Annotated in this window: 18 protein-coding genes and 4 pseudogenes; 12 read left to right on the top strand and 10 right to left on the bottom strand. The window is 40.5% G+C overall.

The features are described from left to right. Positions 1–103: 103 nt before the first annotated feature. A pseudogene (locus tag AT689_RS09320) lies at positions 104–448 on the bottom strand (helix-turn-helix domain-containing protein); the annotation flags it as partial. Positions 449–590: 142 nt separating this feature from the next. On the opposite strand from AT689_RS09320, the pseudogene AT689_RS09315 reads away from it, so the two are divergent. Both AT689_RS09315 and AT689_RS09310 read left to right on the top strand, forming a co-directional pair. Next, positions 591–903 (top strand): annotated as a pseudogene (locus tag AT689_RS09315) (hypothetical protein). 3 nt (positions 904–906) lie between these two features. Next, on the top strand, positions 907–1,623 hold the full coding sequence (locus tag AT689_RS09310; RefSeq protein ID WP_000759775.1) for an alpha/beta hydrolase: 717 nt from the start codon (positions 907–909) through the stop codon (positions 1,621–1,623). Between the two features lie 129 nt (positions 1,624–1,752). Here the strand turns inward: AT689_RS09310 and AT689_RS09305 are convergent, their stop codons facing one another. The 4 genes from AT689_RS09305 to AT689_RS12985 all read right to left on the bottom strand — a co-directional run bounded on the left by AT689_RS09305 (position 1,753) and on the right by AT689_RS12985 (position 3,856). Beyond that, entirely contained in the window at positions 1,753–2,568 is an 816-nt protein-coding gene (locus AT689_RS09305; RefSeq protein WP_000617843.1) for a TIGR03943 family putative permease subunit, read from the bottom strand. Then, a complete protein-coding gene (locus AT689_RS09300) occupies positions 2,565–3,470 on the bottom strand; it encodes a permease (RefSeq protein WP_000123621.1) in 906 nt (301 codons plus the stop codon). The genes AT689_RS09305 and AT689_RS09300 overlap by 4 nt, the downstream gene beginning before the upstream one ends. Beyond that, entirely contained in the window at positions 3,471–3,602 is a 132-nt protein-coding gene (locus AT689_RS13520) for an SPJ_0845 family protein (protein WP_000268685.1), read from the bottom strand. It abuts the gene before it with no gap. Between the two features lie 113 nt (positions 3,603–3,715). After that, complete coding sequence (locus AT689_RS12985; RefSeq protein ID WP_001821185.1) at positions 3,716–3,856, bottom strand: hypothetical protein; 141 nt, start codon at positions 3,854–3,856, stop codon at positions 3,716–3,718. A gap of 115 nt (positions 3,857–3,971) precedes the next feature. Between AT689_RS12985 and AT689_RS09285 the strand changes: the two genes are divergently transcribed. The 3 genes from AT689_RS09285 to AT689_RS09275 are packed head-to-tail and all read left to right on the top strand — an operon-like array spanning position 3,972 to position 6,868. Further along, the gene (locus AT689_RS09285; RefSeq protein WP_000359137.1) at positions 3,972–6,101 is read left to right on the top strand and encodes a Tex family protein; all 2,130 of its coding nucleotides are present in this window, start codon (positions 3,972–3,974) and stop codon (positions 6,099–6,101) included. Continuing rightward, positions 6,088–6,537, top strand: a complete 450-nt coding sequence (locus AT689_RS09280) for a SprT family protein (protein WP_000778578.1) — start codon at positions 6,088–6,090, stop codon at positions 6,535–6,537. The genes AT689_RS09285 and AT689_RS09280 overlap by 14 nt, the downstream gene beginning before the upstream one ends. Positions 6,538–6,595: 58 nt before the next feature. Beyond that, the gene (locus AT689_RS09275; RefSeq protein ID WP_001085044.1) at positions 6,596–6,868 is read left to right on the top strand and encodes a PspC domain-containing protein; all 273 of its coding nucleotides are present in this window, start codon (positions 6,596–6,598) and stop codon (positions 6,866–6,868) included. Between the two features lie 353 nt (positions 6,869–7,221). Here the strand turns inward: AT689_RS09275 and AT689_RS09270 are convergent, their stop codons facing one another. Next, positions 7,222–7,413, bottom strand: a complete 192-nt coding sequence (locus AT689_RS09270) for a hypothetical protein (protein ID WP_000680766.1) — start codon at positions 7,411–7,413, stop codon at positions 7,222–7,224. 427 nt (positions 7,414–7,840) lie between these two features. Here AT689_RS09270 and AT689_RS09265 point away from each other — a divergent pair, with 427 nt between their 5' ends. Together AT689_RS09265 and AT689_RS09260 are read left to right on the top strand one after the other, a co-directional pair. Then, positions 7,841–8,599: an ABC transporter ATP-binding protein gene (locus AT689_RS09265; RefSeq protein ID WP_000173353.1), complete on the top strand. Its 759-nt coding sequence runs from the start codon at positions 7,841–7,843 to the stop codon at positions 8,597–8,599. Between the two features lies 1 nt (position 8,600). Further along, positions 8,601–10,589 carry an ABC transporter permease gene (locus AT689_RS09260; protein ID WP_000489353.1) on the top strand — a complete coding sequence of 663 codons (1,989 nt, stop codon included), beginning with the start codon at positions 8,601–8,603 and terminating at the stop codon, positions 10,587–10,589. A gap of 41 nt (positions 10,590–10,630) precedes the next feature. On the opposite strand, the gene AT689_RS09255 is transcribed toward AT689_RS09260, so the two are convergent. Beyond that, on the bottom strand, positions 10,631–11,305 hold the full coding sequence (locus AT689_RS09255) for a VIT1/CCC1 transporter family protein (protein ID WP_257001360.1): 675 nt from the start codon (positions 11,303–11,305) through the stop codon (positions 10,631–10,633). Further along, positions 11,247–12,296, bottom strand: coding sequence for an IS30 family transposase (locus AT689_RS09250; RefSeq protein WP_001153921.1), 1,050 nt, complete (start codon positions 12,294–12,296; stop codon positions 11,247–11,249). The genes AT689_RS09255 and AT689_RS09250 overlap by 59 nt, the downstream gene beginning before the upstream one ends. A gap of 706 nt (positions 12,297–13,002) precedes the next feature. Between AT689_RS09250 and AT689_RS09245 the strand changes: the two genes are divergently transcribed. Continuing rightward, the gene (locus AT689_RS09245; RefSeq protein WP_000661011.1) at positions 13,003–14,478 is read left to right on the top strand and encodes an aminotransferase class I/II-fold pyridoxal phosphate-dependent enzyme; all 1,476 of its coding nucleotides are present in this window, start codon (positions 13,003–13,005) and stop codon (positions 14,476–14,478) included. Here AT689_RS09245 and AT689_RS13725 read toward each other — a convergent pair. Together AT689_RS13725 and AT689_RS09235 are read right to left on the bottom strand one after the other, a co-directional pair. Then, positions 14,450–14,566 (bottom strand): annotated as a pseudogene (locus AT689_RS13725) (transposase); the annotation flags it as partial. The gene AT689_RS09245 and the pseudogene AT689_RS13725 sit on opposite strands and share 29 nt — an antisense overlap. Continuing rightward, a pseudogene (locus AT689_RS09235) lies at positions 14,555–15,159 on the bottom strand (IS110 family transposase); the annotation flags it as partial. The pseudogenes AT689_RS13725 and AT689_RS09235, both read right to left, overlap by 12 nt. A 255-nt stretch (positions 15,160–15,414) precedes the next feature. Between AT689_RS09235 and speE the strand changes: the two are divergent. The 4 genes from speE to aguA are packed head-to-tail and all read left to right on the top strand — an operon-like array spanning position 15,415 to position 19,740. Next, positions 15,415–16,275: a polyamine aminopropyltransferase gene (gene speE, locus AT689_RS09230; protein ID WP_000366722.1), complete on the top strand. Its 861-nt coding sequence runs from the start codon at positions 15,415–15,417 to the stop codon at positions 16,273–16,275. Next, complete coding sequence (locus AT689_RS09225) at positions 16,272–17,531, top strand: saccharopine dehydrogenase family protein (protein WP_000088773.1); 1,260 nt, start codon at positions 16,272–16,274, stop codon at positions 17,529–17,531. Before speE ends, AT689_RS09225 begins: the two co-directional genes overlap by 4 nt. Beyond that, entirely contained in the window at positions 17,531–18,658 is a 1,128-nt protein-coding gene (gene nspC, locus AT689_RS09220) for a carboxynorspermidine decarboxylase (RefSeq protein ID WP_000764351.1), read from the top strand. The genes AT689_RS09225 and nspC overlap by 1 nt, the downstream gene beginning before the upstream one ends. Further along, positions 18,655–19,740, top strand: a complete 1,086-nt coding sequence (gene aguA / locus AT689_RS09215) for an agmatine deiminase (RefSeq protein WP_000969456.1) — start codon at positions 18,655–18,657, stop codon at positions 19,738–19,740. Before nspC ends, aguA begins: the two co-directional genes overlap by 4 nt. Position 19,741 lies beyond the last annotated feature (1 nt).

Here is a 19,741-nt window from a genome sequence, read left to right as displayed (position 1 = left end):
TTTTTGATAAGTTGGTGGGTTATTTCAATCGTTAATAGCCAGAAACCACGCAAAAATGAAACATTTATTGGCTATGTCCAAAGATACGATATTGATGGGAATGGCTATCAATCATTACCGTGTCCTCAGAACTGAGAGGAGTTCTTGAAATCGTAAAACCACTTTGAACAAGAGTTACTTCAACCCATTGGCTCCGACGGATTAAGTTGCTTTCGTGAATACCAAAATCAGCCGCAATTTGTTCATAAGTGCGGTATTCTCGCACATATTGAAGAGTGGCCATAAGAAGGTCTTCTAGGCTTAATTTAGGTTTTCGTCCACCTTTTGCGTGTTTAAGTTGATAAGCTGTTTTTAATACAGCTAATATCTCTTCAAAAGTCGTGCGCTGAACACCAACAAGACGTTTAAATCGTGCATCAGTTAGTTGTTTACTTGCTTCATAATTCATAGAACTACTATACCATATTTTGTTTCGCAGGAAGTCTAATGCTAAAATCTTATCAGTGAGAAGATTTCTTAAAGTTTATTCTTTGTAGTTTCATCTGTATTAGTACATAATTTAACTTAGAGAAAATAGGAGGACTAATCGAATGGAATTAAAAGATTTTACAGAAAAAGAACAGGAAATGATTAAGAAAAGGCTTACAATGTCTAATATTAGTGACAAAGAAACTACTGAGAAGATTCTGGCGCTAGTCCCACAAGACTTGATTAAGCGAATCCCGTTTTTTGTCAGAAAACATGCTACAACACGTACGATTAAACGCATTTCAATTGAATACCCTGAACTCTACGCTGTAGCTCAAACAAGTGGTGAGATTCCAGAAAAAAAAACGCGAAGAATTGCGTCAGATTATCACAACTATCTTTGAACAAAAGATGAATAAGCATAGTATTAAGTAGAGAATGAAAAAATATTTTATTGGCGGTTTGGGAAGCAATGCCTATCATAGCAAGGATTTTCTTCAAGAACTAGATTCGCAGGTCTATTTTCTAAATCCATATGAAAAGCATCTTCGAGATGAAACAGAATTGAAATCATGGTTTAAAAATGAGATTGTAGAGGAAGAATCTATCTGTCTGATAGGTCATTCTATTGGAGGCGATTTAGCTCGTTATTTCGCATCGGAATTTGAAGAAGTAAAGAAACTGATTCTTTTGGATGGTGGCTATCTAGATTTAGATAAGATTTTACCTTTGGATACAGAGTTAGAGGAAACTAAAAATTATATCAAATCTCAAATTATTTCGGACTTAGATGTTCTTACTTCTAAAGAAAAATCTGAAGCAAAGCATTGGTCAGAAAATATGGAGAAAGCTGTAAGACAGTCCTATCACTGGAATGTTGAGTATAATAGATATGAGTTGGCTATAAATTATGAAAATATAGAAGCGATACTCCGCCTACGGAGAAAAATACAAGCTTTTAAGAGAGAAGTGGGAGATACCTTGTTTATTAGTCCTCGCTATCCTAATGAAGCTACATGGAGAGAGGAAGCCCTAAAAGAATTGCCAGACTATTTTGATACTATTTTTTTAGAAAACTTTGGCCATGAGCTTTATACTCAAGCACCTAAAGAAATCGCTAGTCTAATGAATGAGTGGCTCGCTTATTTTCTATGAGCTACTTGTATTGCTGGAAATGGTATAAGATGAAAATCTACAAGTCACTAATTTTCATATAACCAAAAAACGAACAGGCTCTTTTTCTGTTATTCAGAAGAGAACTTGTTCGTTTTTATCTTGATTTTCTTAAAAAGCTCTATATACATAGGGATTTTCTGGTTTATCGACTTTGGTAAAGCTGTCGATTTCCAAGGTTGGAAGGTTTTGTTTGAGTTCTTTATGGTAGTGATTGACCAGTTTTCCTTTGGCTGAAATCCAAGTGTTGTTTTCATACTGCCGGGTATTGCCCTTGGTCAGCAATCCATAGACACCAGAATCTGCGATGCAGTGAATAATGCCGAAGCGGAACAGAAATTGGCTATTGGCATGACTGGGGTCATTATAGACAAAGCCTGTGAACTGGATTGTCTTACCCTCAAATTCATCTGGATAGTCGTAGATAGCCTCCATGACCTCCATATAGTTTTCATTAGTGATCTGAATACTATCTTGGGATAAGTATTTATCCGCCGCCGTTCGCATTTCCTTTTCATAGGCTGATTTTGAAAAATAAGAACTGGTATCTGGTTTCAAATATTGGCTTGTCGTCCCTTCGCTTGTCTGAATGGCTAGATCCGTTCCTTCCGATAGGGGGAAATGATAACCTTTAGCAGAAACGGTCTGAGAATCCAAGCTAACAGTTGGGAAAGTTAAGCCGATGACAAGTGGAATAGCCAGAAGAGAAATACTCGTCATCTTGGCTAATCGGCTGTTCAGATGACTGTGGGTTTTGACTTGCTTCATCCAGATATACAATTGAACGATAGCCAAGATAAAAGAAAGCACCATGGAGATATAGGCCAGATAGGAATAGTGCATGTTGATGTACTGGTTTAGTTTGCCCGACAGATGGAGGTAAATAGTCAGTTCAAAATAGCCAGCTAAAACTAAAAATCGAATCATAGGATGACTCCAATCAAGAGAGAATAGACTAAGACGACAAGAGTTACAATTGTTATGAAGTGACTGATAAATCGTGCTTTCAAGTAATTTTTCATCATGAGAATATTTTTGATATCCAGCATTGGACCAATGACGAGAAAGGCCAGAACTGGTGCCAAACCGAAACTCGAGAGAAGAGAAGCACCTATAAAGGCATCCGCCTCACTACAGAGCGAAAGAAGAAAGGCTAAAATCATCAAGAGCAGGATGGCAAAAAGAGGGGTCGCACTGATAGAGGTCAGAATCCGAGTCGGAACGTAGACCTGTATTATAGAAGCAAAGAGGCAGCCAAATACCAAATAACGCCCCGTATCAAAAAATTCATCAATGGCCTGCACAAAGACTTGAAAAACTTTTTTTGCAGAACTCAAGTAAGAAAAATCATGCTCATGACAAGCCAGACGATTTTCTTTCTGAATCGGTTCTTGCCAGAAAAATCCTAGAAAAATTCCTAGTATTACAGCCACAAGAATGGAACCCAGAGCTCGTAATAGGGCGACATGGAAGGAGTTGCCAAAGGCAGAATAGGTCGCAAAAAGAACAATGGGATTGATAACAGGTGCTGTCACAAGAAAAGGAACGGCCGTGTAACTTGGAACCTTTTTTTCCAGAAAACGATTGATGATGGGGACGATTCCACATTCACAAGAAGGGAAAAACATACCGACGAAGGTCCCAAAAAAGATTCTCCCCCAACGATTTCGAGGGAGAAAATGATAAACCTTGTCAGGTGTGATATAAACTTCAATCAGCCCTGAGACAATGCTTCCTATCAGAACGAAGGGAAGGGCTTCAATGATAATGGAGAGAAAAATGGCTCCAGTTTGAAGTACACTAGATGGGAGTTGTTGAAAAGCAGTCATCTAGTTTTTCTTTTCTGCTTTGGCTTTTTTCTCTTTGTCATCAGGGAAAGTAACTTGTTTCAAATCAGGGAGTTTAGCAAACTCTTCAAACATCTTGTCCAAGTCGTCTCGTTTTGTAAATTTTACAGCCATAGGTGTACCTCGATTCTAAATTCTACCTCTATTATACTATTATTTTGCGGAAAAGGGAGTTTTTTAATTTGTTTTCGATAGTTGATACTCTTCGAAAATCTCTTCAAACCACGTCAGCTTCGCCTTACCGTAGTACGGTTACTGACTTCGTCAGTTCTATCCACAACCTCAAAACAGTGTTTTGAGCTGACTTCGTCAGTTCTATCCACAACCTCAAAACAGTGTTTTGAGCTGACTTCGTCAGTCTTATCCACAACCTCAAAACAGTATTTTGAGCAGCCTACGGCTAGCTTCCTAGTTTGCTTTTTGATTTTTATTGAGTATGAAAAGGATTGGAGAAAGCCTTCCAGCTTGTGGTATAATAGATTTATGGATAAAAAATATGAAAAAATCTCTCAGGATTTGGGAGTGACGTTAAAGCAAATTGATACCGTTCTAAGTTTGACAGCTGAAGGGGCGACTATTCCCTTTATCGCGCGTTATCGCAAGGACATGACTGGTAGTCTGGATGAGGTGGCGATTAAGGCTATTATTGATTTGGATAAAAGTCTGACAAATCTCAATGACCGTAAGGAAGCTGTCTTAGCTAAGATTCAAGAACAAGGTAAGTTGACCAAGGAATTGGAAGAAGCTATCTTAGTTGCCGAAAAATTAGCAGACGTTGAAGAACTCTATCTTCCTTATAAGGAAAAGCGTCGTACCAAGGCAACCATTGCCCGTGAAGCTGGACTCTTTCCTCTTGCTCGCTTGATTTTGCAGAATATAGTTGACTTAGAGAAAGAAGCTGAAAAGTTCGTCTGTGAAGGATTTGCGACTGGCAAGGAAGCCTTGACCGGTGCAGTTGATATTTTGGTCGAAGCCTTATCGGAAGATGTGACCTTGCGTTCTATGACTTATCAGGAAGTGCTGAGACACTCTAAACTCACTTCTCAAGCCAAGGATGAAAGTCTTGATGAAAAGCAGGTTTTTCAGATTTATTATGATTTTTCAGAGACAGTTGGAACTATGCAAGGCTATCGTACCTTGGCTCTCAATCGTGGGGAGAAACTTGGTGTCTTGAAGATCGGTTTTGAACATGCGACGGACCGTATTCTTGCCTTCTTTGCTACTCGTTTCAAGGTGAAAAATGCTTATATTGATGAAGTTGTTCAGCAATCCGTTAAGAAAAAGGTCTTGCCTGCTATCGAGCGTCGTATTCGGACAGAATTAACTGAGAAAGCTGAAGAAGGAGCTATCCAACTTTTTTCTGACAATCTGCGCAATCTCCTCTTGGTTGCTCCACTGAAAGGGCGCGTGGTTCTTGGATTTGACCCAGCCTTTCGTACAGGTGCCAAGTTAGCTGTCGTGGATGCAACAGGAAAAATGCTGACAACTCAGGTTATTTATCCTGTTAAACCAGCATCAGCTCGTCAAATCGAAGAAGCCAAGAAAGATTTAGCAGATTTAATTGGTCAATACGGTGTAGAGATTATTGCCATTGGAAATGGAACGGCCAGTCGTGAAAGTGAAGCTTTTGTAGCGGAAGTTCTGAAAGATTTCCCTGAAGTCAGCTATGTTATCGTTAATGAAAGTGGTGCTTCTGTCTATTCTGCCAGCGAACTTGCTCGTCAGGAGTTTCCAGACTTGACCGTTGAAAAACGCTCTGCCATTTCTATCGCCCGTCGTTTGCAAGATCCTCTTGCGGAATTGGTCAAAATCGATCCTAAGTCAATTGGTGTCGGTCAATACCAACACGATGTCAGTCAGAAGAAACTATCTGAGAGTCTGGACTTTGTTGTCGATACAGTGGTTAACCAAGTTGGTGTCAATGTCAATACAGCTAGCCCAGCTCTTCTTTCACACGTAGCTGGACTCAACAAAACTATCTCTGAAAATATTGTCAAATACCGCGAGGAAGAAGGAAAAATCACTTCACGCGCCCAAATCAAGAAAGTTCCTCGTCTGGGAGCCAAGGCCTTTGAGCAGGCTGCTGGTTTCCTTCGTATCCCTGAAAGTAGCAATATCCTTGATAATACAGGAGTTCACCCAGAGAATTACACTGCAGTTAAGGAACTCTTCAAACGTTTAGATATTAAAGACCTAAACGAAGAAGCCCAAAGCAAACTCAAGTCCCTTTCAGTCAAGGAAATGGCTCAAGAGCTAGACCTCGGTCCAGAAACCCTTAAAGATATCATTGCAGATCTTCTCAAACCAGGTCGAGATTTCCGTGATTCCTTTGACGCACCTGTGCTTCGCCAAGATGTCCTAGATATCAAAGACCTAGTGGTAGGTCAGAAGCTAGAAGGTGTTGTGCGTAACGTTGTTGACTTCGGTGCCTTCGTTGATATCGGGATTCACGAGGACGGCTTGATTCATATTTCTCATATGAGTCGCAAGTTTATCAAACACCCTAGTCAAGTGGTGTCAGTTGGAGATTTGGTGACCGTTTGGGTCAAGAAAATTGATACTGAACGTGAAAAAGTTAATCTGTCGCTCCTCGCTCCAAATGAAACTGACTGATTATGTCAAGCAGGTTTCACTAGAAGACTTCGGGAGAGCTTTTATCCATCATGTCCAGTGGAATAGGCGTCTACGTTCGACAGGTGGGCGATTTTTCCCCAAAGATGGGCATCTGGATTTTAATCCCAAGGTTTATCAGAAACTGGGTATGGAGGTTTTTAGGAAAATTGTCCGACATGAACTCTGTCATTATCACCTTTATTTCCAAGGGAAGGGCTATCAACACAAGGATCGGGATTTTAAGGAACTTTTGAAAGCAGTGGATGGATTAAGGTTTGTACCATCCTTGCCCAATAGTAACTCTAAACCACTCAAGCTTTATCGTTGTCAATCCTGCCAGCAAAGGTATCAGCGCAAGCGTAGGATTGATACCCAACGCTATCGCTGTGGACTTTGTCGAGGTAAATTGCTTCTGATAAATCAGCCTGAGGACTGATGAAAGCCGAGCCTCCCCGTGATATACTATGTCTAACCTAGCAGAAAGAGGAAATATCATGAACAGTAAATTTTATAAAATGAGACGCAATCGCATGATTTCAGGAGTTCTGGCAGGTCTGTCAGACAAGTGGAATTTTGATGTTACCCTAGTTCGTTTCTTGTTTGCCATTTTTACAGTTGCAAACTTTGGACTTGGCGTGATTATCTATATCATCCTAGCTTCTATCATGCCTACCAAGGAAGAAATCGAAGCAGAAATGTACGGAACAGGCCCACGTAAACGCAAAGAAGCCCAAGCCATTGACGACAATGAAGGCTGGTTTTGGTGAGGTTCTACAGAAGATTTGGAATAAGCAAAAATCTTTAAATCAATAGTCTAAACTGCTTGATTTAAAGCTTTTTTACTTTTATACTCAATAAAAATCAAAGTGCAAACTAGGAAGCCAGCCACAGGCTGTAATTTAGTCGGCAATGTGAAGTTGACATAGTTTGCACTTTGATTTTTGAATAGTATTAATAATATTTCGCCAGCTTCATCCACAAACTATAGTGGATTGGAACTAGAATAGTACACCTCTACTTCTAAAACATTGTTAGAAATCGATTTGACTATCCTGATCGATTTGTCCTGTTCTTATTTCATTTTATTATAAAAGCAGTAATTTAAACTCAGTTTTTTAATCTATTTTTGCTGCTGAGACAATACATTTTTGGAAAAATGGTGGATGCTGATAACAACTGATAACCAGCAAATAACATAAGCAGTGCCGGTAAATTCTGTACCGATAAAGTGTGTGTGTTCAACTAAGAGCTGACCGATGAATGGAGAGAGCAGATAGAGAAGTCCGATGAGTATATGTTCTTTGTGTTTCATTAAAGCGCACCTTCTTTCCTTATAGGTTGAACGACTTGCAAGTGTTAAATTGAATGGTATGTTATCTAGGTAACCTTACTAAAATGTTAGTTCCCGCTTCCTCCTTTTCAAAGTAATCCTTTTCACACTTATATTTTACAACTTTAAAAATAGGAAATCAAATCATTTTCTAAGTAATTTTGCTTATATTTCACCCAATCTTACAAAAATGTAAGATTAAAGTCTCTTTTGTAAGGTTAGGTTATGGCAAGCGGTCTTTTTTTGATGTAAACTAGACTCATAAAGAACAAAGGAGTAACATCATGAAACAAATCTTACATAAGAAAACTAGAAAACCAAGTCACAAAGAAATTGAGCGCGTTCAGCTGGGATGCACTATGATGCAAGCTACATTTCATTTGATGGGATATTAAGAAAGGAGATTCTCATGACACTTTTAGATGTAAAACACGTTCAAAAAATTTATAAAACACGTTTTCAGGGCAACCAAGTAGAGGCCCTCAAGGATATTCACTTCACCGTAGAAAAGGGTGACTACGTTGCTATCATGGGTGAGTCTGGTTCTGGTAAATCCACTCTGCTCAATATCCTAGCTATGCTGGATAAACCAAGTCGTGGGCAGGTTTACCTAAACGGAACTGATACAGCAACTATTAAAAATTCACAGGCTTCTAGTTTCCGGCGTGAAAAGCTAGGATTTGTCTTCCAAGACTTTAACTTGCTAGATACTCTGTCTGTTAAGGACAATATCTTGCTTCCGCTTGTCTTGTCAAGAAGACCTATAACGGAGATGATGAAGAAATTGGTGATGACAGCTGAAAATCTGGGTATCAACCAATTGCAAGAGAAGTACCCTTACGAGATTTCTGGTGGTCAGAAACAGCGTGTAGCAGTAGCCCGCGCCATCATCACAGAACCTGAAATTCTCCTTGCGGACGAGCCAACAGGAGCCCTTGATTCCAAGTCATCTGCAGCCTTACTTGATGTCTTTAATGAAATCAATGAGCGTGGGCAAACCATCCTCATGGTAACCCACTCAACAGCAGCTGCTAGCAGGGCCAAGCGTGTTCTCTTTATCAAAGACGGCATTCTTTACAATCAAATCTACCGTGGAGAGAAGACAGAACGTCAGATGTTCCAAGAAATCTCTGATACCTTGACTGTCATGGCAAGCGAGGTGAATTAGTATGTTTCGATTAACCAATAAGTTAGCGGTATCGAACTTGATTAAAAACCGCAAACTCTACTATCCCTTTGCACTGGCTGTTCTCTTGGCAGTCACCATCACCTATCTCTTTTACTCCCTAACCTTCAATCCAAAGATTGCGGAAATCCGTGGAGGAACCACCATTCAAGCAACACTTGGATTTGGTATGTTTGTCGTTACCCTTGCGTCAGCCATTATCGTCCTCTATGCCAATAGTTTTGTCATGAAAAACCGTTCCAAGGAACTGGGTATATATGGCATGTTAGGCTTGGAGAAGCGCCATCTAATCAGTATGACCTTTAAGGAGTTAGTGCTATTTGGGATTCTAACTGTTGGAGCAGGAATCGGTATTGGAGCCTTGTTTGACAAGTTGATTTTCGCTTTCCTACTCAAACTGATGAAATTGAAGGTGGAACTGGTCGCTACCTTCCAGATGAAAGTTGTCATTACAGTACTTCTTGTCTTCGGTTTGATTTTCCTAGGCCTCATGTTCCTGAATGCCCTTCGAATCGCCCGTATGAATGCCCTCCAGCTCTCACGTGAGAAAGCTAGCGGAGAGAAAAAAGGTCGCTTCCTTCCTCTCCAAACTATTCTTGGTTCCATAAGTTTAGGGATTGGATATTATCTTGCCCTTACGGTAAAAGATCCTCTTACAGCCTTAACAACCTTCTTCATAGCTGTTTTACTGGTTATCTTTGGTACTTATCTTTTGTTCAATGCAGGGATTACCGTTTTCCTTCAAATCTTAAAGAAAAATAAGAAATACTATTACCAACCTAATAATCTCATATCTGTTTCTAACTTGATTTTCCGTATGAAGAAAAATGCAGTTGGACTAGCAACTATCGCTATTTTGTCAACAATGGTTTTGGTAACCATGTCAGCAGCGACAAGCATTTTCAATTCCGCAGAATCCTTTAAAAAAGTTCTAAATCCTCATGATTTTGGGGTTTCAGGGCAAAATGTTGAAAAAGAAGATTTGGACAAACTCTTGAGCCAGTTTGCAAGTGACAAAGGTTATAAGATTAAAGAGAAAGAAGTGCTTCGTTACACTTACTTTGCTGTTGCGAATCAAGAAGGAACCAAGTTAACTATTTTTGAAAAAGGACAAAACCGTGTCCAACCAAAAACAGTTTTCATGGTATTTGACCAAAAAGATTATGAAAATATGACTGGTCAAAAACTGTCTCTATCAGGAAATGAGGTCGGTCTCTTTGCCAAAAATGACGGACTGAAAGGACAGAAAGCTCTAACTCTAAATGATCATCAATTTTCTGTCAAAGAAGAATTTAATAAAGATTTCATTGTGAACCATGTTCCAAATAAGTTTAATATCTTGACTACTGATTACAATTACCTTGTTGTTCCTGATTTACAAGCCTTTTTGGATCAATTCCCAGATTCGGCTATCTATAATCAGTTTTACGGTGGTATGAATGTAGATGCCAGCGAAGAAGAACAACTCAAGGTCGCTGAGGAGTATGAAAACTACCTCAATCAATTTAATGCTCAATTAGACACAGAAGGTAGCTATGTTTATGGTAGCAATCTAGCAGATGCTAGTTCTCAGATGAGTGCCCTCTTTGGTGGTGTCTTCTTTATCGGTATTTTCCTATCCATTATCTTTATGGTCGGAACTGTTCTGGTCATCTACTACAAACAAATTTCTGAAGGCTACGAAGACCGTGAACGCTTTATTATCTTGCAGAAAGTTGGTTTGGACCAAAAGCAAATCAAGCAAACCATCAACAAACAGGTTTTAACTGTTTTCTTCCTTCCTTTGCTCTTTGCCTTCATACATCTCGCCTTTGCCTACCATATGCTTAGCCTGATTTTAAAAGTGATTGGTGTACTGGATACGACTATGATGTTGATTGTGACCTTGTCTATCTGCGCTATCTTCCTCATCGCCTATGTGCTGATTTTCATGATTACTTCAAGAAGTTATCGCAAGATTGTGCAAATGTAAAAAAGATACCTCGACTTCAAAATCGAGGTATTTCTTGTATTCTAAATGCTGAAAAGTTGTTCGAGCAGGAAGGTAACTCCCATGGTCAAGAGACCAATAGCAAGGTTCCGAATCATAGCTGTTCTAGTCGGATCCTTTCCAAGTCTGGCACTAGTGTAACCAGTGAGAAGAAGGGCCACACCGACAATAAGGACAGTAGCAGGGATGCGGTAATCACTTGGAAAAATGGTCACTGACAGCATTGGAGGCAAACTTCTAAGGAAAAAGGCAACGAAGCTAGAAATGGCAGCGTGCCAAGGATTGGTAAATTCTTCATACTCAATCCCATATTTTTCCTCTACCAGAGCCTTGAGTGGATTTTTAAGAAAGATCTTATTGGTCAAGAGTTGGGCAGAAGTTTTGCATTCTCCATTTTGGATATAAGCAGCATCGAGGGATTTTTTGGCTAGTTCCCTATCTTGGTCTAACAAGAGTTTTTCTCGCGAAACGGCAGCTTCCTCGGTATCTTTTGGAGTTGAAACGGATACATATTCTCCACCAGCCATTGAAAAGGCACCAGCTAAGATAGCCGCAAATCCTGATAAAAAGATAATCCAGATATTGGTCGTGGCACTGGCAACCCCGATAACCACACCAGCAATGGAAATAATTCCATCGTTAGCACCAAGAACACCTGCGCGCAGGATATTTAAACGACCTGCAAAATTTGAATCGATTTCGTGATTTGTTTCTGACGCTAAATTTCAAGTTCAAGTTAGCCATCAAGAAGTCTTCTCTGGGTGACTTGTAGTCCAAGCATTTTTTAGGATAGTTGTTAATCCACTTTTCGATGAATGCGACTTCTTTGGGAGTCATTTTCTTGGTTCCCTTAGGTAACCATCTACGAATGAACCTGTTGTGATTCTCATTAGTTCCCCTTTCCCAAGAGGCATAGGGGTGCGCATAATAAATGTGCTCCTCAGAAAATACATCAGACAAGCGATTGAATTCCGTTCCATTATCTGCCGTGATGGAAAGAATCTTGTGTTGTTTTAAGATGAGTTTTAGAGCCTGATTGACCACCTCAGCACTTTTATTTGGAATCAATCGGATGATCTGATGTCTACTCTTTCGATCCGTCAAGACAAGCAAGCAGTAGTTTTTCGCTCTCGTAAGTAGAACCGTATCAATCTCATAATGCCCATTCTCCAAGCGAAGATTGATAGCTTCAGGCCGCTGTGCGATGGATTGACCAGCAGGTTTAAAGTTGGTGCTGGCCTGTTTCTTAAGCGCTTTTCCTTTTCTAGGGTAAGGCAAATCCTGCTTGCTTAACCCCAATTTTCCATGATGAATCCAATAGTAAATGGTTGAAATTCCCACGTTAACCCCTTTAGCCATCACCATCATTTCAGGCGAAAATTTTTGGTTATGATAGTGGAGAATCTTTTCCTTTAGTTCCTTGGTCAAGCTTGATTTCTTGACCGAGCGCTTGCGATTGTTTTCATAAGACTGTTGAGCGTAGTCGGCAGAATAAACCTCTTTGAAGCGCCCTTTTCCAAGACATTGTCGGACTGTCCCACGCTTGATTTCAGTGTGGATAGTTTGAGGAGCTTTTCCAAGTAGAGAGGCAACTTCTCTATTTGATTTTCCTTCTTTTTTCCATCTTTCGATTAAGCGACGGCTATCGATTGTCAAATGTTTACCTTTTGTAGTATAATTGTCTTGCATTTCTGTGCCTTTCTTGTGTTTGTGGTTGAACAACAAGTATAACACAGAGGTGTTTTCTTATGCCTACAAGAGCTATCAGCTAGTTGAACCATCTAATTTTTAGGAGGGCTGGGTGGCTAACTTCATTATAGAACTTTCATTTACGAACATATAGTAAAATGAAACAAGAACAGAACAAATCGATCAGGACAGTAAAATCTATTTCTAATAATGTTTTAGAAGCAGAAGTGTACTATTCTAGTTTCAATCTATTATATTTTTGTTTTTTATCAAAAAATACTTTACAAGTTCTTAAAAACATGATATAGTAATAAAGCTTAGAAAATGAGATGATGTTTTCTAGCAAATATAAACCCGAGTAAAAAATGCCTACGGACAGGCAGGGTTGAATGCCGAAGCGTGGTTGAAAAGCCACATTATTGATAGGGTTAAAAGCCTACTTTTATAAGTTGATGTTAGGACACTTGTCCTAATTCATAAATTTTTAGTGTGGTGAAAGCACACGTCATCTTGTGAAACGATCAATAAAGTACGTAATATTTGCTACTAGAGAGTTAGGAAACATCGGGAACAGACATACTCAACAGAAACCAAAATAAACACGTCAGAAGATTGCAGAGCAGGTGAAAACCTGCTCTTTTTTCATGAGTCAACCTTTAGTTCCTTAGTTTTCATAAGGTCCTAAAAATATTGAAAGGAGTATGTTTTGAAAGAGTTAGATCAAAACCAAGCCCCAATTTATGAGGCCTTGGTGAAGTTACGCAAGAAAAGGATTGTTCCCTTTGATGTTCCAGGTCACAAGCGTGGACGGGGAAATCCAGAACTTGTCGAACTCTTAGGAGAAAAATGTGTAGGCATTGATGTCAATTCGATGAAACCCTTGGATAATTTAGGCCATCCTATTTCGATTATTCGTGATGCAGAGGAGCTGGCTGCAGATGCTTTTGGAGCTAGCCATGCCTTTCTAATGATTGGTGGAACAACTTCATCGGTGCAGACTATGATTCTGGCAACCTGCAAGGCAGGAGATAAGATTATTCTGCCACGAAATGTCCATAAATCTGCTATCAATGCGTTGGTTCTATGTGGTGCCATTCCCATCTATATCGAGATGAGTGTAGATCCTAAGATTGGTATCGCTTTAGGTCTTGAAAATGACCGAGTAGCACAGGCCATAAAGGACCATCCAGATGCTAAGGCTATCCTAATCAACAATCCTACTTACTACGGCATCTGTTCAGACCTAAAGGGGTTGACAGAAATGGCTCATGAAGCTGGCATGATGGTTTTAGTAGATGAAGCCCATGGAGCGCATTTGCATTTCACTGGTAAACTTCCAATTTCTGCTATGGATGCAGGAGCTGATATGGCAGCAGTTTCCATGCATAAGTCTGGTGGGAGTTTGACACAAAGTTCGCTTCTTTTAATCGGGGAGCAGATGAATCCCGAGTACGTTCGTCAGATTATAAACCTGACCCAGTCTACATCTGCCTCTTACTTATTGATGGCTAGTTTGGATATTTCACGTCGCAACTTGGCCCTTCGTGGTAAAGAGTCGTTTGAGGAAGTCATTGAGCTATCCGAGTACGCTCGTCATGAAATCAATGCCATTGGCGGTTACTATGCTTACTCAAAAGAGTTAATAGATGGTGTGTCGGTCTGTGATTTTGATGTAACCAAGTTGTCAGTTTACACTCAGGGAATAGGCTTAACAGGTATCGAGGTTTATGACCTCTTGCGAGACGAATACGACATTCAGATCGAGTTTGGTGATATCGGCAATATCTTGGCCTATATTTCCATCGGCGACCGCATCCAAGACATCGAGCGCTTGGTTGGTGCTCTGGCTGATATTAAGAGACTCTATTCACGAGATGGGAAGGACTTAATAGCTGGAGAATATATTCAGCCCGAGTTGGTGCTGTCTCCACAAGAAGCCTTCTATTCAGAGAGAAAAAGTTTGACCTTAGATGAGTCTGTTGGACAGGTCTGTGGAGAATTTGTCATGTGCTATCCTCCAGGGATTCCTATCTTGGCTCCTGGTGAACGCATTACACGAGAAATTGTAGACTATATCCAATTCGCCAAGGAACGTGGTTGCTCCCTCCAAGGGACGGAAGATCCAGAGGTCAATCATATCAACGTTATTAAGAGAAAGACAAACTATAAGAAAAGTCAATAGTTTTATCTAAACTATTTCTTATTTCAATTTGATGATTTGGCGATGATTTTAGAGCACGGCAAAAAGCCCTTGAATTAGAAGCGGTCAATCGCTTAATTTCTATCAGCTTATCAAATCCTGCCTCAATCCTTTTCTGAGGATTAGGGTAGCGTGTCAAGAGTTGGTAGGTATATTCTGAATGCTTTCCAACGATTTTATCCAACTCAGGAAAGATGATATCAAGACAACGAGTGTATTGTACTTTCCAATCAGACTGTTTTTCTTGAGACGATGAATATGTCTAGCCAGTATTTTTAGTTCTACTTGCCGATTATCGTGTTGAAATTGTTCACGATTGGGGTCAGAAAGAAGTTTAAGAGCGATGCCATGAGCGTCTTTCTTATCCGTTTTAGTCTTGCGAAGTGATAATGATTTGGCAAATTCCTTGATGAGCAAAGGATTGCAGGTGTAAACTTTATATCCTTGTTCATGCAGGAAGTTCAGTAGATTAAAGGCATAATGTCCGGTATTTTCAAGAGCGATGAGACAGTCTTGGTTGAGTTGTCGAAGAGACAGATCTAAGAGTTCAAAACCAGCTTTATTATTTGAAAAAGTGAGTGGTTTAAGAACAGTTTTTCCTGGAACATTCAAGGCTGTAACATCGTGTTTATTTTTAGCGACATCAATGCCCACATAAAGCATGGGAGTACCTCCAGATGTAGTATTTCAAGTCTACTTGGTTATCCACGAATTTTTTGTCTTGTTACCTTAGACGAGATAAAACGTCTATGCGTTATCAAACTCATTACCAATTGAAACAAAAAACTGTGGTTAGAGCCTTTCGGAAATCGTCAAGCGATTGGAGGGAATAAACTAATCCACAGTGGCTTATTCCAAGTATACCACTTGGGCTTTGGCAGTAGCTAACTGCGCTAAATATAATATAAGGAGAAATAGATGGATTTATGGTTTTCTGAAGTTCATACTCCAGATGTCAAATTGTCTCTGAGAACAGCCAAGCAACTTTACGCTGGAAAAAGTGAATGGCAGGATATCGAAGTCTTGGATACGCCAGCTTTTGGGAAAATACTGATTTTAAATGGCCATGTCTTGTTCTCAGATGCGGATGATTTCGTCTACAATGAAATGACCGTTCACGTTCCCATGGCTGTCCACCCAAATCCAAAGAAAGTATTGGTTATTGGGGGTGGTGACGGCGGTGTTGCCCAAGTATTAACACTCTATCCTGAACTGGAACAAATCGATATCGTGGAACCGGATGAGATGTTGGTCGAGGTCTGTCGTGAGTATTTCCCAGACTTTGCTGCAGGGCTAGATGATCCTCGTGTTACCATTTACTACCAAAATGGGCTACGCTTTTTGCGAAACTGCGAAGATGATTACGATATTATCATCAACGATGCGACAGATCCATTTGGCCATACGGAAGGACTCTTTACCAAGGAATTCTACGGCAATAGTTATCGAGCTCTGAAGGAAGACGGCATCATGATTTACCAGCATGGGAGTCCCTTCTTTGACGAGGATGAGTCGGCCTGCCGAAGCATGCACCGCAAGGTCAATCAATCCTTTCCAATCAGTCGGGTTTATCAGGCCCATATTCCAACTAGCCCAGCTGGCTATTGGTTGTTTGGATTTGCATCGAAAAAATACCACCCTGTCAAAGATTTTGACAAGGAAGGTTGGAAAAAACGCCAGCTTTTCACAGAATACTACACTGCAAACTTACACGTGGGATCCTTTATGTTGCCCAAGTATGTTGAGGACATTTTAGAAGAAGAGGAAGGAAAAAAATGAGTCGTTTACTAGTTATTGGTTGTGGGGGCGTTGCCCAAGTTGCTATTTCAAAGATTTGTCAAGATAGCGAAACATTTACAGAGATTATGATTGCTAGCCGTACCAAGTCAAAATGCGATGACTTGAAAGCGAAGCTAGAAGGCAAAACAAGTACTAAAATTGAAACTGCAGCACTTGATGCTGACAAGGTTGAAGAAGTGATTGCCCTGATTGAAAGCTACAAACCAGAAGCCGTTTTGAATGTAGCTCTGCCTTATCAAGATTTAACCATTATGGATGCTTGTTTGGCAACAGGTGTTCACTATATCGATACAGCCAACTACGAAGCAGAAGACACAGAAGACCCTGAGTGGCGTGCTATCTACGAAAAACGTTGTAAGGAACTTGGTTTTACAGCCTACTTTGACTACTCATGGCAGTGGGCTTATCAAGAGAAATTCAAAGAAGCAGGCTTGACTGCTCTTCTTGGTTCTGGTTTTGACCCAGGTGTAACTAGTGTCTTTTCAGCTTATGCCCTCAAACACTATTTTGATGAAATCCATTATATCGACATTTTAGACTGTAATGGCGGTGACCACGGTTATCCATTTGCAACCAACTTTAATCCAGAAATTAATCTCCGTGAGGTTTCTGCTCCAGGTTCTTACTGGGAAGATGGGAAATGGGTCGAAGTCGAAGCTATGTCTATCAAGCGTGAGTATGATTTCCCTCAAGTTGGACAAAAAGATATGTATCTCCTTCACCATGAAGAAATCGAATCATTGGCCAAGAACATTCCAGGTGTCAAACGCATTCGTTTCTTTATGACTTTTGGTCAATCTTACTTGACGCACATGAAATGTCTTGAAAATGTTGGACTCCTTCGTACGGATACCATTAACTTTAACGGCCAAGAAATTGTTCCAATTCAATTTTTGAAAGCCTTGCTTCCAGATCCTGCCAGTCTTGGGCCACGTACAGTCGGAAAAACCAATATTGGATGTATCTTTACAGGTGTCAAAGATGGCGTTGAAAAGACTATCTACATCTACAATGTTTGCGACCATCAAGAGTGCTATGCAGAAGTCGGGTCACAAGCAATTTCATACACGACAGGCGTTCCAGCCATGATTGGGACAAAATTAGTCATGAACGGAACTTGGAAACAAGCTGGAGTGTATAACCTTGAGGAGTTAGATCCAGATCCATTCATGGAAGCTTTGAATGAGTATGGTTTGCCATGGGTTGTGGTTGAAAATCCACAAATGGTGGACTAATGAAGTTAGAACAAGTACCAACACCAGCCTATGTTATTGACTTGGCCAAGTTAGAAGCTAATTGCCGCATTCTACAATATGTACAAGAAGAGGCCGGTTGCAAGGTCTTGCTTGCCCAGAAGGCATATTCCCTCTACAAAACTTATCCCTTGATTAGCCAGTATCTATCAGGTACGACAGCTAGTGGACTCTATGAGGCCAAATTGGCAAGGGAAGAATTTCCTGGTGAAGTCCATGTATTTGCGCCTGCTTTCAAGGATGCAGACTTGGAGGAATTGCTAGAGATAATGGACCATATCGTCTTTAACTCAGAGAGACAGTTGCGTAAACACGGTCCGCGTTGTCGAGAGGCTGGTGTCAGTGTTGGTTTGCGCCTCAACCCTCAGTGTTCAACTCAAGGAGATCACGCGCTCTATGACCCTTGTGCACCAGGTTCTCGCTTTGGAGTTACTATAGACAAGATTCCGAGTGATTTGCTAGATTTGGTTGACGGACTTCATTTTCATACCCTTTGCGAGCAGGGAGCAGATGATTTACAAACAACTTTGAAAGCAGTAGAAGAACAGTTTGGTCCCTACTTACATGAGGTAAAATGGCTCAATATGGGTGGTGGTCATCATATTACAAGAGAAGGTTACGATGTGGATTTGCTGATTTCAGAAATCAAGCGTATCCGAAAAACTTACAATCTTGAAATCTATATCGAGCCTGGTGAAGCCATTGCGCTTAATGCGGGTTATTTAGCAACTGAGGTATTAGATATTGTAGAAAACGGTATGGAAATCTTGGTTTTAGACGCCTCTGCGACCTGCCATATGCCTGATGTACTTGAGATGCCCTATCGTCCATCTTTGAGAAATGGCTTTGAGGCACAGGAAAAAGCCCATACCTACAGATTTTCTTCTAATACCTGTCTGACGGGCGATGTGATTGGTGATTATAGTTTTGAAAATCCAGTCCAAATCGGAGACAGACTTTATTTTCAAGACATGGCCATTTATTCTTTTGTCAAAAATAATACCTTTAATGGTATTGGATTGCCAAGTCTCTATCTCATGGACGAACAGGGAGACTGTAGCTTACTCAAAGCTTTTGGCTATCAAGACTTTAAAGGGAGATTATCATGATGGACAGTCCAAAAAAATTAGGCTATCACATGCCAGCAGAGTACGAACCCCATCATGGTACCCTCATGATATGGCCGACTCGACCAGGATCATGGCCTTTTCAAGGAAAGGCTGCTAAAAGAGCATTTACTCAGATCATCGAGACCATAGCAGAAGGGGAAAGAGTCTATCTTTTGGTGGAGCAGGCCTATCTATCTGAAGCCCAATCCTATCTTGGAGACAAGGTTGTTTATTTAGACATTCCCACCAATGATGCCTGGGCGCGTGATACTGGCCCAACCATTCTCGTCAATGATAAAGGTAAGAAATTAGCCGTGGATTGGGCCTTCAATGCTTGGGGAGGCACCTATGATGGTCTTTATCAAGATTATGAAGAGGATGACCAAGTAGCCAGTCGTTTTGCTGAGGCCTTGGGAAGGCCTGTCTATGATGCTAAACCTTTTGTACTGGAAGGAGGCGCAATCCATAGCGATGGTCAAGGAACTATTCTCGTAACTGAAAGTTGCTTGCTTAGTCCTGGTCGCAATCCTAACCTGACTAAAGAGGAGATTGAAAACACATTATTAGAAAGTCTTGGTGCTGAAAAAGTTATTTGGCTTCCTTATGGTATTTATCAGGATGAAACCAATGAACACGTCGATAATGTTGCTGCCTTTGTTGGTCCTGCTGAGCTTGTTTTGGCTTGGACAGATGACGAAAATGATCCCCAGTATGCCATGTCAAAAGCAGATCTCGAACTCTTAGAACAGGAAACAGATGCAAAAGGTTGTCACTTCACCATTCATAAATTGCCTATCCCTGCAGTTCGACAAGTTGTGACAGAAGAAGATTTGCCAGGCTACATCTATGAAGAAGGAGAAGAAAAGCGATACGCAGGTGAACGACTAGCAGCTTCCTACGTAAACTTTTATATCGCCAACAAGGCTGTCTTGGTTCCACAGTTTGAGGATGTAAACGACCAAGTGGCCTTAGATATCCTCAGCAAGTGTTTCCCAGACCGTAAAGTTGTCGGAATACCAGCCAGAGATATTCTCTTAGGTGGTGGCAATATCCACTGTATCACCCAACAAATTCCAGAATAGG

The organism is Streptococcus pneumoniae (assembly GCF_001457635.1).
GTDB lineage: Bacteria > Bacillota > Bacilli > Lactobacillales > Streptococcaceae > Streptococcus > Streptococcus pneumoniae.
This window is presented reverse-complemented; position numbering and strand designations above follow the sequence as displayed.

Bases quoted from the DNA above. Each gene is read 5' to 3' on its own strand.
- AT689_RS09310 (WP_000759775.1), top strand. From the start codon at position 907: ATGAAAAAATATTTTATTGGCGGTTTGGGAAGCAATGCCTATCATAGC.
- AT689_RS09280 (WP_000778578.1), top strand. From the start codon at position 6,088: ATGAAACTGACTGATTATGTCAAGCAGGTTTCACTAGAAGACTTCGGG.
- AT689_RS09225 (WP_000088773.1), top strand. From the start codon at position 16,272: ATGAGTCGTTTACTAGTTATTGGTTGTGGGGGCGTTGCCCAAGTTGCT.
- speE (WP_000366722.1), top strand. From the start codon at position 15,415: ATGGATTTATGGTTTTCTGAAGTTCATACTCCAGATGTCAAATTGTCT.
- AT689_RS09300 (WP_000123621.1), bottom strand. From the start codon at position 3,470: ATGACTGCTTTTCAACAACTCCCATCTAGTGTACTTCAAACTGGAGCC.
- AT689_RS13520 (WP_000268685.1), bottom strand. From the start codon at position 3,602: ATGGCTGTAAAATTTACAAAACGAGACGACTTGGACAAGATGTTTGAA.
- aguA (WP_000969456.1), top strand. From the start codon at position 18,655: ATGATGGACAGTCCAAAAAAATTAGGCTATCACATGCCAGCAGAGTAC.
- AT689_RS09250 (WP_001153921.1), bottom strand. From the start codon at position 12,296: ATGCAAGACAATTATACTACAAAAGGTAAACATTTGACAATCGATAGC.
- AT689_RS09285 (WP_000359137.1), top strand. From the start codon at position 3,972: ATGGATAAAAAATATGAAAAAATCTCTCAGGATTTGGGAGTGACGTTA.
- AT689_RS09275 (WP_001085044.1), top strand. From the start codon at position 6,596: ATGAACAGTAAATTTTATAAAATGAGACGCAATCGCATGATTTCAGGA.
- nspC (WP_000764351.1), top strand. From the start codon at position 17,531: ATGAAGTTAGAACAAGTACCAACACCAGCCTATGTTATTGACTTGGCC.
- AT689_RS09260 (WP_000489353.1), top strand. From the start codon at position 8,601: ATGTTTCGATTAACCAATAAGTTAGCGGTATCGAACTTGATTAAAAAC.
- AT689_RS09270 (WP_000680766.1), bottom strand. From the start codon at position 7,413: ATGAAACACAAAGAACATATACTCATCGGACTTCTCTATCTGCTCTCT.
- AT689_RS09265 (WP_000173353.1), top strand. From the start codon at position 7,841: ATGACACTTTTAGATGTAAAACACGTTCAAAAAATTTATAAAACACGT.
- AT689_RS09305 (WP_000617843.1), bottom strand. From the start codon at position 2,568: ATGATTCGATTTTTAGTTTTAGCTGGCTATTTTGAACTGACTATTTAC.